14 protein-coding genes are annotated in these 16,448 nt (G+C 68.4%); 8 read left to right on the top strand and 6 right to left on the bottom strand.

The window, feature by feature from the left end:
• The first annotated feature begins 40 nt into the window (after window positions 1-40).
• The 8 genes from ACLQ25_RS11760 to ACLQ25_RS11795 all read left to right on the top strand — a co-directional run bounded on the left by ACLQ25_RS11760 (window position 41) and on the right by ACLQ25_RS11795 (window position 9,470).
• Complete coding sequence (locus ACLQ25_RS11760; protein WP_425730909.1) at window positions 41-742, top strand: 2OG-Fe dioxygenase family protein; 702 nt, start codon at window positions 41-43, stop codon at window positions 740-742.
• Window positions 739-2,835, top strand: coding sequence for a molybdopterin-containing oxidoreductase family protein (locus ACLQ25_RS11765; RefSeq protein ID WP_425730910.1), 2,097 nt, complete (start codon window positions 739-741; stop codon window positions 2,833-2,835). Before ACLQ25_RS11760 ends, ACLQ25_RS11765 begins: the two co-directional genes overlap by 4 nt.
• 36 nt (window positions 2,836-2,871) lie before the next feature.
• Window positions 2,872-3,924: an iron-containing redox enzyme family protein gene (locus tag ACLQ25_RS11770; RefSeq protein WP_425730911.1), complete on the top strand. Its 1,053-nt coding sequence runs from the start codon at window positions 2,872-2,874 to the stop codon at window positions 3,922-3,924.
• Complete coding sequence (dapF, locus tag ACLQ25_RS11775) at window positions 3,921-4,823, top strand: diaminopimelate epimerase (protein ID WP_425730912.1); 903 nt, start codon at window positions 3,921-3,923, stop codon at window positions 4,821-4,823. Before ACLQ25_RS11770 ends, dapF begins: the two co-directional genes overlap by 4 nt.
• Before the next feature lie 155 nt (window positions 4,824-4,978).
• Complete coding sequence (locus ACLQ25_RS11780) at window positions 4,979-5,764, top strand: enoyl-CoA hydratase/isomerase family protein (RefSeq protein WP_425730913.1); 786 nt, start codon at window positions 4,979-4,981, stop codon at window positions 5,762-5,764.
• Window positions 5,761-7,179, top strand: a complete 1,419-nt coding sequence (locus ACLQ25_RS11785; protein WP_425730914.1) for an asparagine synthase-related protein — start codon at window positions 5,761-5,763, stop codon at window positions 7,177-7,179. The genes ACLQ25_RS11780 and ACLQ25_RS11785 overlap by 4 nt, the downstream gene beginning before the upstream one ends.
• 14 nt (window positions 7,180-7,193) lie before the next feature.
• A complete protein-coding gene (locus ACLQ25_RS11790; protein WP_425730915.1) occupies window positions 7,194-8,003 on the top strand; it encodes a TauD/TfdA dioxygenase family protein in 810 nt (269 codons plus the stop codon).
• Window positions 8,004-8,012: 9 nt separating this feature from the next.
• Window positions 8,013-9,470 carry a class I adenylate-forming enzyme family protein gene (locus tag ACLQ25_RS11795; protein ID WP_425730916.1) on the top strand — a complete coding sequence of 486 codons (1,458 nt, stop codon included), beginning with the start codon at window positions 8,013-8,015 and terminating at the stop codon, window positions 9,468-9,470.
• On the opposite strand, the gene argJ is transcribed toward ACLQ25_RS11795, so the two are convergent.
• The 6 genes from argJ to ACLQ25_RS11825 all read right to left on the bottom strand — a co-directional run bounded on the left by argJ (window position 9,471) and on the right by ACLQ25_RS11825 (window position 16,232).
• Window positions 9,471-10,694, bottom strand: a complete 1,224-nt coding sequence (gene argJ, locus ACLQ25_RS11800) for a bifunctional glutamate N-acetyltransferase/amino-acid acetyltransferase ArgJ (protein ID WP_425730917.1) — start codon at window positions 10,692-10,694, stop codon at window positions 9,471-9,473. It lies immediately after the preceding gene.
• A gap of 351 nt (window positions 10,695-11,045) precedes the next feature.
• Complete coding sequence (locus tag ACLQ25_RS11805) at window positions 11,046-12,422, bottom strand: hypothetical protein (protein WP_425730918.1); 1,377 nt, start codon at window positions 12,420-12,422, stop codon at window positions 11,046-11,048.
• 399 nt (window positions 12,423-12,821) lie between these two features.
• Window positions 12,822-13,439 (bottom strand): response regulator, encoded by a 618-nt coding sequence (locus ACLQ25_RS11810; protein WP_425730919.1) that lies wholly within the window; start codon window positions 13,437-13,439, stop codon window positions 12,822-12,824.
• Window positions 13,436-14,596: a sensor histidine kinase gene (locus ACLQ25_RS11815; protein ID WP_425730920.1), complete on the bottom strand. Its 1,161-nt coding sequence runs from the start codon at window positions 14,594-14,596 to the stop codon at window positions 13,436-13,438. Before ACLQ25_RS11815 ends, ACLQ25_RS11810 begins: the two co-directional genes overlap by 4 nt.
• Window positions 14,575-15,396: an ABC transporter permease gene (locus tag ACLQ25_RS11820; protein ID WP_425730921.1), complete on the bottom strand. Its 822-nt coding sequence runs from the start codon at window positions 15,394-15,396 to the stop codon at window positions 14,575-14,577. Before ACLQ25_RS11820 ends, ACLQ25_RS11815 begins: the two co-directional genes overlap by 22 nt.
• A complete protein-coding gene (locus ACLQ25_RS11825; RefSeq protein WP_425730922.1) occupies window positions 15,393-16,232 on the bottom strand; it encodes an ABC transporter ATP-binding protein in 840 nt (279 codons plus the stop codon). Before ACLQ25_RS11825 ends, ACLQ25_RS11820 begins: the two co-directional genes overlap by 4 nt.
• Window positions 16,233-16,448: the final 216 nt, after the last annotated feature.

The raw sequence follows: 16,448 nt of genomic DNA on the forward strand, positions 1-16,448 counted from the left end.
TTCCCCCTAGCGCGACTGCCCAACAGAACGGAAGACTCGAATGTCAAGACTCATCGACGGTTATGCCATCATCGATCTGCCTCCGGTTTCGCAGGAGGTGTTGAACAGCTACGACAATGTCCCGCTCGACGTCTACATGGGAAACAAGACGCGCTACAAGCGCTTCTCGCAGTACAAGATTGACTACATCTCCGACGCCTGGGCGTTCGAGCTGCTTCCGCACCGCCCCTACGGCCAGTCCCGCGAGTACAACACGGTGGCGGGCGGCATCATGCGCGAGTACGAGCCGTTGGAGGCCGACTTCCTCCCCTACCTGCACGCGGTCGCCGACAACCTGCCACTGAACCGTTCCGAGAGCTGGCAGGTGAACGTTCACCAGAACCGCAGCCGCGCCACGGAGGCGAAACCCGGGCTGGTCACCCCGGAGGGCGTCCATAAGGACGGGCACGAGTACGTCGCGATTCTGGTCTTCAACAGGCACAACGTGACCGGGGGTGAGATGCGGCTGTGGAAGGGCCTCGACTCCTCCGAGCCGTTCTGGCGTGGCACCGTCCAGCCTGGTCATGCTGCGCTGCTCGATGACCGCGCCGTCGCACACGACGTCACAGATCTGCACCCGGACACCTCCGGCGAGGAGGGGCACCGCGACATCGTCATCGCCGCGTTCTCGCGCTGGTCGGAGCGTTGGTACGGCGAGGAGCACGACCAGGCGGTGCTCAACAGCAAACCCTCGGCGCAATGAGAGCGTCGGGTAGACGTGTCACTGTGGTCGACCGTGAGGTCGCGGGTGGATGCCCGTTGGACTGCCCGGATGCCTGCAGCTGGATAGTGGGCGTCCGCGACGGTGCCGCCGTCACGTTGCGCGGTCGCCCCGAGCACCCCTTCACCCACGGCACTCTCTGCGTGAAGGTCAACCAGTACCTCGACCACGCGGCGTCGCCCGATCGCCTCCGTCATGCGCTGCGTCGCACCGGCCCGAAGGGCAGCGGCAGATTCACGAGGATCAGCCTGGACGCGGCGTTCGACGAGATCGCCGAACAGTTCGACCGGGTTCGTCGCCAGTACGGCGGCGAGTCGATCTGGCCGTACCAGGGAACGGGCAACCTCGGGTACCTCCAAGGGCTCCAGGGCCAGGCCGGCGCCCGGTTGTGGAACGTGCTCGGCGCCTCCGAGCACGACATGACGATCTGCTCGGTGGCGGGGCTGGTCGGCGCGGACCTTGCCACCGGCACCCACCGGGGTATCGATCCGGAGTCGCTGGCCCACTCGCGGTTGATCTTGCTGTGGGGCGTCAACACTCTCACCACAAGTCATCACCAGTGGCGGTTCATCAACAAGGCACGCGAGCGGGGCGCGCACGTCGTTGCGATCGACCCGGTGGCCACCAGGACCACCCAGCAGGCTGACGAGCACCTGGCACCGCGGCCCGGTACCGACGCCGCCCTCGCGCTGGGCCTGCTCAACGTGGTGGTCGCCGCCGGTGGGGCGGACCATGCCTACCTGGCCGACCACACGGTGGGGTGGCCCGAGTTCCGCGCCCGCATCGAGCAGTTCCCCCCGGAACGGGCCGCGGAGTTGACCGGCGTCTCCCGCGCCCAGATCGAGCATCTGGGGGAACGGATCGCCGCCACGAGGCCCACCGGCATCCGCGCCGGCAGCGGGATGCAGCGCCACGCGGGCGGCGGCGCGGCGGTTCGCGTGCTCGCCTGCCTGCCCGGCGTCACCGGTGACTGGGGCAGGCTGGGCGGCGGCCTCACCTACTCGACCGACGGGTACTTCGGCGGTAACCGGGAGGCACTCCTGTGCGGCGACCTGCGGGCGGCGCCGGTGCGGCGGCTCTCCATGACCCGGCTCGGCCAGAACCTCCTCGACCTGACCCCGCCGGTCAAGGCGCTGTTCGTCTACGGGGCCAACCCGGTGGTCAGCAACCCGGATCAGCATCGCGTTCGCCAGGCGCTCGCCCGCGAAGACCTCTTCACGGTAGTCGTCGACCACTTCCAGACCGACACCGCCGACTACGCCGACATCGTGCTGCCCGCGACCATGCAGACCGAGCACCTCGATGTTCTCGACGGCTACGGCCACATGTACATCGCGTGGAACGAGCCGGCGACGGCCCCTCCGGGCGATTGCCTGTCCACAACGGAGATCTTCCGCCGAATCGCCCGGCACATGGGGTTGTCCGAGCCGCGACTCTACGATTCGGACGAAGATATGGCGGCTCAGCTGCTGGCCACGGACCATGCATCGCTGGCCGGTATCGATGTCGAGTCCCTGCGCCGAGACGGGTGGGCGAGACTGAGCTATCCGGCCGATTTCGTGCCGTTCGCCGACGGCTTCCCGACACCGTCCGGGAAACTGGAATTCCGGTCCGAGCGAGCGCTGGAAGCCGGGTTCGAGGCAGTGGCGGGATACACCCCGCCACGCGAGTCGACCGACCCGGAACTGGCCGCGCGGTACCCGCTCTCGCTGATCGCCGGCGCCTCGCACTTCTTCCTCAACTCGGTCTTCGCCAACAAGCCGGAGCTACGGCGCCGGGCTGGTCCGCCACGGGTCGAGCTGCACCCGGACGACATGGCCGCTCGTGGGCTGACCGACGGCACACCGGTCGCGGTCTTCAACGACCGCGGTTCATTCGTCTCCACCGCGTACGCCTCCGAGCACGTCCGCAGCGGAGTCGTAGGGACCACGAAGGGCCATTGGATGAAGCTCACCGGCGGCCCGACCGTCAACGCGACGGTGAACGAGCGGGACGCCGACATGGGCGGCGGTGCGGTGTTCCACGACAACCGCGTCGAGGTCAAGCAATGGCAACCCTCCGCGGCGCGGGACTGACATCAGATGACACATCATTTCCATGGGGGTACAACCGTGCAACAAACCGCTTCCGTGCAACGTACGGCGTCTGTCGTCGACGACATCTCTAATTGGCTGTCGATATCAGCGGATCAGCTTGACCGCGCGGTGCAAGGTGCGCTGCGAGAACAGGTTCTGGATCGGGTCAGAGAGCTGAACGACCGCGCTACCGCAGGTGACCCCGACGCATTCCTGCAGCAGCAACAGATCCTCGCCCGAATCTATGATCTCGGGTTGCGGATCACTCCGGGTAGACCAAGCGCCGAAGGATCGGTCGTGATTCACGAGATCGCCCGCCTGGTGGAGTCCGCCACCGGCGACGCGGAGGACGCCCACATCCAAGCCGGCCTACTGGACGGCATGCCGAGCGAACCGGCCGCCTACGTCTCCTGGTTGAAGGCGCTGGCCAAGCAGCACCGCGTGTACAAGCATCCCTACTACACGGATTTCATCAGCAACCACGCGGACTCCGAGGACCTGCGTCTGTACATGATCCAGGAGTCGGTCATCGACGCGAGGTTCGACGACCTGCTCGCCCTCATGCAGGTCGGTACCGACGGTCCCGCCAAAATGGAGATCGCGGCGAACTACTGGGACGAAATGGGCAACGGCCGGCCGGAGGAGGTGCACACCACGCTCTTCCGACGGATCTTCGAGGTCTTCGACGTGCGGGAGGAGGAGGTCGCCGACCGGCTCACGGGCACGGCGCTGCTGTCCGGGAACCTCGCCGTGATGTTGTCGCGCTATCGGTACCGGTACGCCGAGGCGGTCGGCTACCTCGGGATGACCGAGTGGCTGGTGCCGGACCGGTTCGTGTGCGTCGTGCGCGCATGGGAGCGGCTGGGGCTGCCAGAGGTCGGGATCACCTACCACAGACTGCACATCACGGTCGACTCCCAGCACGCAGCCGGGTGGTTCCACAACGTGGTGAAGCCGGCGGCGATCTCCGAGGCTATGCGCATTGGCATCGCACGCGGGACACTGTGGCGACTCAACTCGTCCGCGCGCTACCTTGACGAGCGGCTCGCCGAGACCGCCCCGCGGTGGGCTGACGGCAGCCGCAGGTGACCTCGTCCCGAAGGGCCGGCCTTCCGCGCTTCGCGAAGTACCAAGCGATGGGCAACGACTACCTGGTCGTGGATCCGGAGGACGGGCTGCCCGCCGCACCGGCGACGGCGGTCGCGATGTGCGACCGGCACTTCGGGGTCGGCGCGGACGGAATCGTCTTCCGGGGACCGCCCGCGGGCGCGGGCCAGCCCATGCCGGTCCGGTTGTTCAACCCTGACGGGAGCCCGTGCGAGCGGAGCGCGAACGGGTTGCGCATTCTCGCCCTGCACCTGTCCCGAGACGGCGGCGCGGAGTTCGTGCTGGACACGGGATTCGGCCACACCAAAGTCCGGGTACTGGACCGGATCGCCGGGCTGGTGTCGATCGACCTGGGTCGTCCGGACTTCGACGCGGACATCATCGGCCTGGTCGGGGGTTCCGGCCCGGTCGTCGACCACCCGTTGTCCGTCGCGGGGCGGACTCTTCGGGTGACCTGCGTCCACAACGGAAACCCGCACGCGGTCGTCGTCCTACCGGCAGACGATGAGGCCGCTGCGCGGGAGCTGGGGCCGCTGATCGGCCGGCACTCTGCGTTCCGCACCCGGGTCAACGTGGAGTTCGCGGTGGTGCGCGATCGGCGGTCGCTGGAGGTCGTGGTGTGGGAACGCGGTGCCGGGCCAGTGCTCGCGTCCGGGAGCGGGGCCTGCGCGGCGGCGACGGCGGTGCGGCGTCTCGGTTTGGTGGGCGACGAGGTCGACGTCCGGATGCGCGGTGGTGCCGTCACCGTCTCCGTCGACACCGGCGGCGCGGTCCGGCTGACTGGACCGGTCGAGGAGGTCGCCGCCGGGCGCGTCTCCCCCGGACTCGCCACTCGAGCGGGTCGATCGACCCGACCGGCCCCAACCTCAAGCTTCGCCTGACGGAGAAGGAGCCACGGCGGCGGCGTGGCGGGCGCGAAGGCGCCGATCGGATGTGCCCGACAGGAGGCGAAAGAGGTGCCGCAGGACCCAGGACGCGCTGGAACGGCCCACCAAATGCACATCTTTCACCCCGAAAATTATGGAGGACCAGCTTGATGAACAACGCTGTCCAAACACAGCCCCGCGACACCTTCACCGTGGTGACGAAGAACGGCGTCGCGCAGGTTACGTTCGAGGGCTCGCATCACTCGAACGCGATGAGCAACGGCCGGATGCGCGCGCTCACCGGGATCCTCCGCGAGGTCGAGGCCGACGACGCGGTGGCCGCCGTGGTGCTGCACGGCGGCGAGGGCAACTCCTTCGCCGTAGGCGGCGATTTTCACGAGGTCAGCCACTTCTCGGGCGGTGACGAGGTGGACGAGTGGATCGACAACATCACCGAGCTGTACGTCGCCAGCCTCGAAGTCACCAAACCCACCGTGGCTGCCGTCGAGGGTTACGCCATCGGGATCGGCCTGCAACTCCTGCTCACCTGTGACTACCGCGTCGGTGCGGAATCGTCGATCCTGCGCATGCCCGAGTTCAAGGTGGGGATCGCATGCAATTTCGGCGCGTTCATGCTGGAACGCTCGGCCGGGCGTTCGGTGATGCAGCACATGCTCCTGTCGTGTGACGAATGGTCCGCCGAGTCTTCCCTGCGGGACGGCCTACTGCACGAAGCGGTGCCCGCGGCCGAGGTGCTGCCGACCGCGCTGGCCCGCGCGGCGGCTTTCGCCGACTACAACCCGGCGGCGGTGCGCAACACGAAGCCGCAGATGAACTACGACTACATCCAGGGGTTGCACGTCCTGCGGGACAACGCGAAGAGATCACACCGGGCAGGATTCGCCTCCGGGCGGCCGCAGCGGGAAATGCGCCGGATCGTGGGGGGCCAGGCATGAGCGGCGGTTGGGTGGTCGTCGCCAACCGGCGCCTGACCGGACTTGAGCCGATGGGCGCGTGCGTCGAGGTCGGTGACCTGTTCGTCTACCACCGTGGCCTCGTGGCAGGGCTGCCCACGACCGCGCCGTTCGATGTGGACGTCCGTACGCTGACGGCGACGCCCGCGCTCGGCGAGCTGCCCACGCAACCGGCGCAGCGCACCGTGCTGCAGGTGGGCGAGGACGCCGTGACCGCGTTCACCTCGGTGTTCAACGAGGACGCCATCTATGTCGCCGAGGACCCCGCGACCGACGGCTTCGCCTTCTTCACCGACCTGCTGCTCGCCGCGGCTATTTTGCCCGCGTGGGGCCTCGCCGCCCGGGTGCGCTCGGGTCCCGTGGGCACCGATGCCGAGGCCACGCTGGTCGACGGGATCCGACGGTTGGACCACTCGGTCCGGCAGCGCCGCGCCCGGACCGCTTCGGGCTGGCTGACCAGCACCGCCCCCCAGGCCGAGGACTTCCTCGAGCAGTTCCGCAGGCCGTTTCGGGACGATCCGCTGGCTGCCGGGCAGGCGCAACTGGCCGAGCTGGATGCGGTGATCGCCGGCATCGCCGCCGTCCGCCCCGAGGCGGCGTACGCGTCACTCCTCTCCGGCGGGATCGACTCGGGCACCGTGACCTACCTGGCCGCGGCGCGGAACCTCGACGTGCGGCCGTACAGTGTCGGAACGCCCTGGGGAGACGAGTTCTCCGACGCCGCGGAGCTATGCGAGGTCGCCGGCCTCAAGTTGCATCCGCTGCTGCTCGACGAGGACAGCATCATCCGTGCCGTCCCCGCCGCCGTCCGCTGGCTCGGCGTGACCACGCCGGAGGTGGTCGAGGTCGCGCTCACGGCCACGGCGTTCTACCAGTCCGGCGTGGTCGAACCGGGTCGCGTGCTGCTCACCGGGTACGGCAGCGACCTCATCAATGCCGGGCTCTTCACCCCGTTCGAGCACCCCGACGAGTTGATCGGCCAGGGCATCGCGGCGGTCGCGCGCACCCGCACCAGCGGTGAGCTGGCCAACCGGATGGCGCTGGCGTACGGCGTCGAGACGTTCCACCCGTTCTGGACACTCCCGGTGATGCGCATCGCGCTGGAGACCACGCCCGCGTGCAAGGTCCGTGACGGCCGGGAGAAGTTCCATCTGCGGACCGCGATGGCCGCCCATGTCACCCCCGCTATCGCGTGGCGCCGCAAGATCGCCGTACACCACGGCGGGAACCTGCAGGAGGGGGTGCGGCGGCGGCTCACTGCGGACTCCGGGCAGAGCGACCCTTCCCGGGTCTACCAAGCATGCTTCGCCGACCTTCTGGCACTGGCCGGTCAAGGACACCTCGACGACTGGGACGCCGACGAGGTCTACGCACGCGCGCTCGCCACAATCCGATGAACGAGGAGATGATGATGACCGAGAACACACTGACCGAATCAGGTTTCGGCACGGTGTTCACGTCGCCGCCCGGGGAGACCGTCGAGGAGCTGGCCCGGCGGTCCCGGGAGGCGGCGCTGACCAGCGGGGTCGCTCTGACCCGCGGCCTGGACTTCACCGAGGATGCCTTCCAGCGGCTCGTCCACCACCTCGGCCAAACCGTGGATCACAAGTTCGGCGAGGGCCAGGCCGATCTGTTGCTGCTCAACGCCTCAAGGGACGTGGGGAAGGTCGTCACCGGCCGCGGCCCCCTCCCGCTGCACACCGACGGACTATTGGTCGGCGAACAGGTCGACCTGATCGTCCTGTACGCCAAGGACTTCGCCGACGAGCCCGGTTCCGGCGAGACCACGGTGTGCGATCAGCTCACGGCGTGGCGTGAGATCCCGCCGCACCTCGGCAAGGTTCTTGCCGACGGCCGGCTCGAATACCTCGTCGAGGAACGCGGCTACTTCCCGCAGGTACCCGCCGACTGGTACGAGATCTCGACCACCCGCGACTACGGCCGCGTGCGCTCGCTGAACCTGGCACTCGGATTCCCGCCGGGTGTTCCGCAGGGCTGGCAGGTGCGCGTCGCCGACGTGAGTGCCCACGACTCTGCCGCATTCTTCGCGGAACTGTCGGCGCACCTGCATTCGCCGCGCTACCTCTATCAGCATCGTTGGCAGACCGGTGACCTGCTGGTGATCGACAACCAGCGGACGCTGCACGGCCGCACCGCGATCGGGTCCGACGGCGTGCGGCTGCTCTATCGCGGCCAGGTCACTCTGCCGACGGCCGCGTGAGGAGAGACGATGCTACTGACCGAATTCCGTTCCGTGGTGGCCCGCAGGGCCGACGCCCTCGCCGTGATGGTGCCCGACGGCGAGCGCCTGACCTACGGCGAGCTGTCGCTGCGGGTCGACCGTGCCCTCGGCTGGCTGCGGGCCCGGGGCATCGGCGAGGGCCAGGTGGTGGCGACCTGGCTGGACAACGGAATCGACTACGTGGCATTGGTGCTCGCCCTGGCGGGCAGCGGCGCTATGCACGTGCCGATCAGCCGGTCGGCGGCGCCGGAGCACATCGCCTGGCTGGTCGAGCAGACGAAGCCGGCACTCGTCGTCGGCGCGGAGCCGCTGCCGGACGTAGTCGTCGAGCAGGTGACGACCGCAGAGCTGGCGACCGGCTCCGAGCTGATCGGAGCGCGGCCGTTCCCGGCGTACGAGGGCGCGTTCCGGCTGCTGGAGACGTCCGGCTCCACGGGGAAGCCCCGGCTCGTGACCTGGCGTCAGGATGACCTGCTCCACGACCGGCGACAGTGGATCGCCTACACCGCGACGACCGCAGCGGACGTGCTGTTCAACCGCCACACCCTGGACGTCGCACACGGCTGTGACGTTCATCTGTTCCCGGCGCTGCTCTCGGGGGCCCTTTTGGTGCTGGCCGATCCGTCTGCCGCGCCGGACCAGTTGCTGCGGTGGCTGGAGGAGACCGACGCCACCGTGTGCAGCGCGCTGCCGAGGCACTACGAGTTGCTGACGCAGGCGGCACGCGGCCGGTCCGTCGACCTTTCCGCGTTGCGGATGCCGCTCTGCGGCGGTGCGTACCTCAGCGGCCAGGTCGTCGCCGATGCGGCTGAGGTGCTCGGCATCCACATTCGACGCATCTACGGCTCGACCGAGTTCGGCATCATGCTGGGGAACATGGACGATGTCGTGCAGGACACCCGCGGCATGACCCCGGTCACCGGTGTGGAGATCAGGCTCGCTCCCCTCGACGAGGCTTGGCCTTCGATCGGTGAGGTGCTGGCCCGCTCGACGCACACGAGCGTCGGTTACTTCGGTGACCTGGGGGCGACCTCCGCCACGTTCCGCGACGGCTGGTACCACACCGGGGATGTCGCCGAGTTGGACGGCGAGTACCGAATCCTCGGCCGTGTCGCCGACCTGCTCGGCGGCTCGGCCGGGCCGGTGTTCAGCCCGGGCGTCGAGGCCGCGCTGACGGCGGCGTGCCCGGTCACCGAGGCGGCCGTACTGGCACCGCTGCCCGGGGAGACCGAAAGTGGGGCGCTCGTGGTGGCGACCCCCGTGGCCGGAGTCGAGGGCGAGCGCGTACGCGCGGCGATCCGTGCCGTGCTCGAGGACCTGGGTGTGCGGGCGGAGATCGTGCTCGCCGCCACCATCCCCCATACCGCCGTCGGAAAGGTGGACAAGCCCGCCCTGCGCAAGGGGCGGACGGCGCCGAGACGTTGGCGGCCAGGATCCCTGGCCTGATCAGGTCGTGTAGTCGGCGTTGATGCGGATGTAGCCGTCGGTGAGGTCGCAGCCGTAGACGGTGAACGAGCCGGCGGCGATCCCGAGGTCGATGTCAATCATGACCTCTTTGCCGCGCATGTATTCCGCGGCCCGGTCCAAGAGGTCGTCGGCGGAGCTTTCGGGGAACATCAGCAGATCGCCGAAACGGATCGTCACCCGGTCGGGGTCGATGTCGGTCTCGTCCTCCAGCTTGCCGATCGCCATAGCGACCCGGCCCCAGTTCGGATCGGCGCCGTGCACGGCGGTCTTGACCAGCGGCGAGTTCACGACGCTCTTGCCGACCAGCTTCGCCTGCGCGTCGTCGCGGGCACCGCTGACCCGGACCTCGATGAGCTTGCTCGCGCCCTCGCCGTCGGAGGCAATGTCTCTGACCAGGTGCAGGGCCGCCCGGTGCAGCGTCTGCTCGAACTCTCCGAGGTCAATCGGGCCGGCAACGCCGTTCGCGAAGACCGCGGCGGTGTCACTGGTCGAGGTGTCGGTGTCGATGCTGAGCGCGTTGAATGTTCGGTCGACCACCCGGCGGAAAATCGCGTCGAGGTCCTCCCTGCCGACCTGCGCGTCGGTGAAGAAGAACGTCAGCAGCGTCGCCATGTTCGGCTCGATCATGCCGACACCTTTGGCGATGCCGACGATCACGGCGTCACCACAGCGCAGCCGGACCACCTTGTGGCGCGTGTCCGTCGTCATGATCGCGCGCGCACTGGCGTCGAAGTCGGCGGCGGGGAACGGCCACGACAACCCGTCGAGCCCTCCCCGGATCTGCGTCATCGGATAGGGCCGACCGATCACTCCGGTCGAGCCGATCAAGAGCTCGCCGGCGGGGAACCCGGCAGCACTGGCGACCATGCGCTGAATCTCGGCGGCGTTCTCGGCGCCGACCTTCCCGGTCGCGACGTTGGCATTGCGGGAGAGCACAACCATGCCCCGGAAGCTCCCGGCCCCCGCGGACTGCCGACTGAGCTCGACGCTGGGCCCGGCGAACCGGGAGCGCGTGAACACCGCCGCCGATGTCGCGGGAACCTCGGACACGATGACCGTAAAATCGTCACCAACGTCTTTGAGGCCCAGGTTCCTCGTGACGCCACGGAAACCCTTTGGCACAAGAGAAGCCTGCGGCCCGAGAAAATCTTGCGATTCAGCTGTCGACGACATCCGCTCACCAGTTTCATCCGTTGCCGGCATTGTCCCACAGTCGCGTCCGGCGGCCCATCGCGGCGATCCTCGCCAGTACTCCACCGGGGCCCTGGGCAACGCTCATCTCTACGACAACACCGCCACCCTCGCCCGGCAGATCTCCCCGGTCTCGACAAGCCGAGCAGCCAACCACGCAGATCGAGCGGCATCACCTACCAGGTCGAGTTGAACTCACCCGCGCCGGGCGACGAACTTAGCATGCTGTTGGATCGTGTCGACGATGTCGCCGAGATGCCGCGGGCGATTCGAGCCGGGGCCACGGTACGAAGAAGCTGACTCGCCTTTTCCCCACGTCGCGCTCGGGCGACGTGGGGAAAAGGCCGGATCACCCAGGTGGGATCAGATGGTGGGCCGGCACAGCGAGTTCTGGTTGGCGCTACAGTCCGTCAGCTGCAGGGTGTCCACGTGCATGGTCAGGGTCGCCGGTTGCGAGCCACCGGCCGGTGCCACCACGGAGATCTGCACGCTGGCCGCGTTCGGTGGTGCGACCGCCTCGTGGGACCACTCCCACCAGTTGGACGTCAGGCTGAACGGGCTGCTGGGCGATGTGGACAGCAGCGTGCCCGCCGAGTTGTACCACTGCATCCGCAGCGCGGCCGTCCCGGAGTCGGCGCGCAGCCGGACGAAGAACTTGTAGTTGTGCCCGGCCGTCACCGACGGCTTACGGCTCACGATGACCGACTTCTCGGCTGACTGCGGTGAGCTGACGAACTGCAACGAGCGACGGTTGTCAAAGTAGCGGGCGGAAACGCCGGCATACGAGCCCTGCGGTGTCACCGAGATGGCTGCCCCCGATCCGGAGGTGGTGAACCCGGTGGGGTTCGAGGTGCCCGGCGCCTGCGCCTCGATGGTCCGTTCCTGCGCGGTCAGCAGGTCATTGTTGGCACCGACGTCGCAGCAAACCGGCGAGGTGAGCAGCGGGTGAACCGCCGCATTGTTCGTCGTCGTCGACGGATAGTTGTCCACATAGAACCGCGCGCTGGTCTCGCTCGGGTCGTAGTTCTGGCGGTAGCCCATATCGAAGGCCCACCAGTCGCCGGCGCACATCATGATGTCGGGGCAGTACTGCTCGGCCTGCCAGTTGCCGTTGGGGTCCTGCCACACGTGCTCGCTCATGTAGGCGTGACCGGCACCGAGCAGGTGCGCCATCTCGTGCCCGACGACCCCACTGTCCCAGGCCTCAACGATGGAGACGCAGCCGCTACCGCCACTGCTCGGACACCAGTGCGCCGACGCGGACGGCGCGGGGAACTCCGTCAGGACCACATACCAGCGGTTGCTGTCGTCGTACCCCTTGGCCGAAAGCTCGTTCGCGATCGACCAGAAGTCGTTGCTCGTAGTGTCGATCTTCACCGGCGTCACCATCGCCTGCGCGTACTGGTTGTACGTGCTGGTGGTCGTCGACCGGCAGCTCACCTTGTAGTGCTGATCGTAGTTGCTGGCCTGGTCGAGCAGCCAGTCAACGCGATCCATCACGCGAGCGGCGTGCTCGACGTTCGTCGCGTACTGGTTCCCGGTGGAGTTGTTCCACGCATAGATCACCTGCACCGCCGCCGGACTGCTGGCCGGCGGATTCGTCGGGTCGGTGGCGGTCGTGTCGCATCCCGCTCTGGGCAGGCTGGCGTTGTTCGGCTGCGCGTAGGGCAGGGTCGGCTCGCTGCCGAGGTTGGCGGCATAGACCGGTTGCCCGGACGACACCCCCACCAACACAGTCACGAGCAGGGAGGCCAACCCCAGACGGTGACCGCGCCCAGACCAGCGTCCTTTGCCGAGCATACAAATCCTCCCTTGCATAGGTCTTTGTCATGGCGTGTCGTCGGGTATCGGCCTGCCAGTCGCAGCGGACCGATCGGCAATATTGGTCGCCACGTGTCGCATCGACACTCTTCGGCGTGACCAATAGCGGCACCCGGCGGCGCGAAAGGTAATTTCGCGTCCCACACCACGTATCGATGAAGGCTGAAGCTAGCCCTCTTTCGATATCGACCTCAAGGCGACGAGGCCGGTGTTTCTGTTCCGAACAGTCCCGAACGAGTCCCGGAGATCCGTCGGATCACCTATCGCGGGAGGACCAGCGGACACGCCGCTCGGCGTTGTTGAGGCGTACCTGTGGGATCAGATCAGGCCATGGTGCAGCGCCGTGGTGACCGCGGCCGTGCGGTCGGCGACGTCCAGCTTGCCGAAGACGCGTAGTAGGTAGGTCTTCACGGTGGCCTCGCTGATGTAGAGCTCCCGCCCGATGTCGGCGTTGGTGAACCCACGCGCGACCAGGCGCACAACCTCGGTCTCCCGGGCCGAGAGGGCCGGCGGCGCGGGGCGCCGCACCTGCCGCACGAGCGTGGCGGCGACGCTCGGCGCGAGCACCGTCTCGCCCCGGGCCGCGGCCCGGACCGCCTCCGCAAGCTCCGCCGGTGTGGCGTCCTTGAGGAGATAGCCGCTGGCGCCAGCCTCGATCGCCCGCAGGATGTCCCGGTCGGATTCGTACGTCGTGAGCACCACCACCCGGACGCCGGGAACGCGTGTGCGGATCCGCCCGGTCGCCTCGACTCCGTCACCGCCCGGCATGCGCAGGTCCATGAGCACGAGGTCCGGGTGCTGCTCGACGGTGAGCCGCACGTCCTCCGGCCCCGACGACGCCTCGCCGACCACCGTCAGGTCCTCCTCGGCGTCGAGCATGCCGCGCAACCCCATCCGTACGACCGGGTGGTCGTCGACGAGCACGATGCGGATCACGCGGGCACCTCCAGCTCGACGATCGTGCCGCCCGCCGGTCCGCCGTGCACGGTGAGAATGCCGTGCACCTGCTCGGCGTGCGAGCGCATGCCGGCGAGCCCGAACCCATCAGGGCCGTCGGACGCGAACCCGCGTCCGTCATCCCGCACGACCAGGCGTACGCCCCGGTCGTCGTACGCCAGCACCACCTGCGCCTCGGTGGCGTGCGCGTGCCGGCGTACGTTGGTCAACGCCTCCTGGGCGGCCCGCAGCAGGACCACCTCGACCGGTGTGGGCAGCTCCCGTGGCGCCCCGATCACCCGGACGGTGGCGGTCACCCCGGTTTCCTGGCTGAAGTAGGCGGCTCGACGGCGTACCGCGTCGGGCAGCGACCCCGACGCGAGCGCGGCGGGCGAGAGCGCCGCCACCAGGGCCCTTGCCTCGGCCAGGTTCTCCTTGGCGGTGCGGACCGCCAACGCCAGACGCGCGTCGCGCAGCTCCGGGTCATAGGCCTGCAGCAGCGTGACGATGCTCGTGAAGCCCTGCGCGAGCGTGTCGTGGATCTCGCTGGCGAGACGGGCCCGCTCGGCGGAGATCCCCGCGTCGTGCGAGAGGCGGGCCACTTCGGCCCGGCTCGCCTCGAGCTCGTCGATGAGGATGCCGCGCTCCACGTTCTGCCGGATCACGCGCATCGTCCAGAAGCTGACCCAGATGCTCGCCGCCCCGGTGATGACCGCGATCAGCAGATCGGTGGGCACCGCGTGCGGCTCCTCGACGAGGTTGACCGCCGGGGTGACCAGGTTCGCGAGGATCGCCAGCACGATCCCCGCGCGCACGTCCGTGAGCTGGAAGATGAGCGGGATGACCGCGAACAACAGCCAGGTCGCGAAGGGTGCGGCCGCCACCGCGACGACGTAGAACAAGAGGTACGTCAGCAGGACTGCCAGGGCCGCGCGGTCGTCCGCGTTGCGCCGGATCTGCCGCCGACCGACCGTCACGTGCAGCATTGCGATGGCGGCGATGGCAGCCACTGCCAGCCAGCGACGCCACAGCAGGTGATCGTCGATCACCACGGTCGCGACGGCCACTGCTGCCGCGACCAGGCCGAAGTAGGCGTCCCACCAGAACAGGTAACCGGCGTGTGCCTCACCCTGCCTCAGCGATCTCTCTGGTTCCACCGGAAGGTCACCAGGCATAGCACCAATCCGATCACAGTCCAGGCGCCGAGTACCAACGCCGTGCGGCCGAGCTCCCACCGGCCGTTGGCCTCCAGTGCCCTCATGCTGTCGGGCAGAAAGACGTAGCGGAAGCCCTGACTCATCCATTTCACGGGAAAGAACGAGGCCACCACGATCAGCCAGTGCGGCAACTGCGTGATGGGGTGGATGAAGACGCCGGAGATGAATTGCAGCGCGACCACCGGCACGTTGAGGATCGTGCCCGCCGTGCGCGCGTGCGTGACCATCGCGCTGACCGCCACGCCGAGCAGCCCGCACGACGCGGTCGACAGCAGGAAGAGCCAGCCGAAGGTGAGCCAGTGCGACGCGTCGGGCAGCGGTATGCCGAAGACGAGCGCACCTACGCCGACCAACACGACGACCTCGGCGATGCTGAGCACGAGGACCAGCACAAGCTTGCCGATCAGATACGCGGCCGCCGGGAGCGGCGTGCCGCGTAGTCGCTTGAGCGTGCCGTCCTCGCGGTCCATCGCCAGCCCCGAGCCCATTGTCACGAACGCGGTCGACAACGCGCCGTATGCGATCATGCTGGCGGAATAGACCTGACTCGCGCTGACGCCGCTCCGGTCGTCGCCGTCGTCGAAGATGGTCCCGAACAGCAGCAGAATCATGGCCGGAAACGCGAATGTGAACACCACGGCGGTGCGGTCGCGCAGAAACATGAGCAGCTCGACGCGCCCTCGACTCAGGCCGCTTGCCAGGGTGGACGGAAGGGTGGCCGACGGCAGTACGGCGGTCATTCCCCCGCTCCGATCAGGGTCAGGTAGACGTCTTCGAGGGTCGGCCGGGTGACCGTGAGGCTGCTCAGGTCGGCGTCCTCGGCGACCAGCCTGCGGACCAGATCGGTCGGATCGGTCACCTTCTCCACGCGCGGCTCGCCGTTCTCCCGCCAGCTCACCGTGGCGGTGCCGACCGTGCCGCGACCGCCGAGCGTGGCGGGAGTGCCCTCGGCGACGATGCGACCGTCGGCGAGCACCGCGAGCCGGTCGGCCAGGGCCTCGGCCTCCTCGAGATTGTGGGTGGTGAGCAGGATCGTGGTGCCGTCGGCGACGAGCGAGCGCATCAGCTCCCGGACCTGCCGGCGCGCCTGCGGGTCGAAGCCGGTCGTGGGCTCGTCGAGGAAGAGCAGATCCGGGCGTCCCACGATGCCGAGCGCCACGTCGACGCGGCGGCGCTGCCCGCCGGAGAGCGTACGGATCCTGCTGTCGCGCTTCCCGGTCAGACCGACCAGCTCAATCACCTCGTCGGCCGGCCGTGGGTCGGAATACAGCCCGGCGATGTGCCGTACCAGTTCGCGGACCGTGAGGTCGGCCGCGTCGTCGGCGTTCTGCGTGACGATCCCGATCCTCGCCCGCCACGCGCGCCCCGCGGCGCCCGGGTCCTCGCCGAGAACACGGACATCGCCCGCGTCGCGGCGGCGGTGTCCCTCAAGTATCTCCACTGTGGTGGTCTTGCCCGCTCCGTTGGGGCCGAGCAGCGCGAAAGCCTCGCCCCGGGCGACCGTGAGATCGACGCCCCACACCACGTCGTGTCCCTGATAGGCCTTGCGAAGGCCGATGGCCTCGATGGCTGTCATACCGTCGACGGTGCCGGTCGCAGCCCTTCCTGCGGAACGACCGCTCGACCGTCAGCGACTGTCCATCGAACGGTGGACAGCACGGGGACAGGGACCTCGTTGGTGTGCGCTGGCGCCGATGGGCGTGCCGATGAGTCATTGCCTCCCAGGCGCGCCGTCGCCTGGCCGGCGATGCTGACAACTGTTGAGCCGCAACGAGACCCCGCTATCCTGCTG

The organism is Micromonospora sp. DT44 (assembly GCF_049841635.1).
Classification (GTDB): Bacteria; Actinomycetota; Actinomycetes; order Mycobacteriales; family Micromonosporaceae; genus Micromonospora.

Bases quoted from the DNA above. Each gene is read 5' to 3' on its own strand.
- ACLQ25_RS11760 (WP_425730909.1), top strand. From the start codon at position 41: ATGTCAAGACTCATCGACGGTTATGCCATCATCGATCTGCCTCCGGTT.
- ACLQ25_RS11765 (WP_425730910.1), top strand. From the start codon at position 739: ATGAGAGCGTCGGGTAGACGTGTCACTGTGGTCGACCGTGAGGTCGCG.
- ACLQ25_RS11780 (WP_425730913.1), top strand. From the start codon at position 4,979: ATGAACAACGCTGTCCAAACACAGCCCCGCGACACCTTCACCGTGGTG.
- ACLQ25_RS11785 (WP_425730914.1), top strand. From the start codon at position 5,761: ATGAGCGGCGGTTGGGTGGTCGTCGCCAACCGGCGCCTGACCGGACTT.
- ACLQ25_RS11790 (WP_425730915.1), top strand. From the start codon at position 7,194: ATGACCGAGAACACACTGACCGAATCAGGTTTCGGCACGGTGTTCACG.
- ACLQ25_RS11795 (WP_425730916.1), top strand. From the start codon at position 8,013: ATGCTACTGACCGAATTCCGTTCCGTGGTGGCCCGCAGGGCCGACGCC.
- argJ (WP_425730917.1), bottom strand. From the start codon at position 10,694: ATGCCGGCAACGGATGAAACTGGTGAGCGGATGTCGTCGACAGCTGAA.
- ACLQ25_RS11820 (WP_425730921.1), bottom strand. From the start codon at position 15,396: ATGACCGCCGTACTGCCGTCGGCCACCCTTCCGTCCACCCTGGCAAGC.
- ACLQ25_RS11825 (WP_425730922.1), bottom strand. From the start codon at position 16,232: ATGACAGCCATCGAGGCCATCGGCCTTCGCAAGGCCTATCAGGGACAC.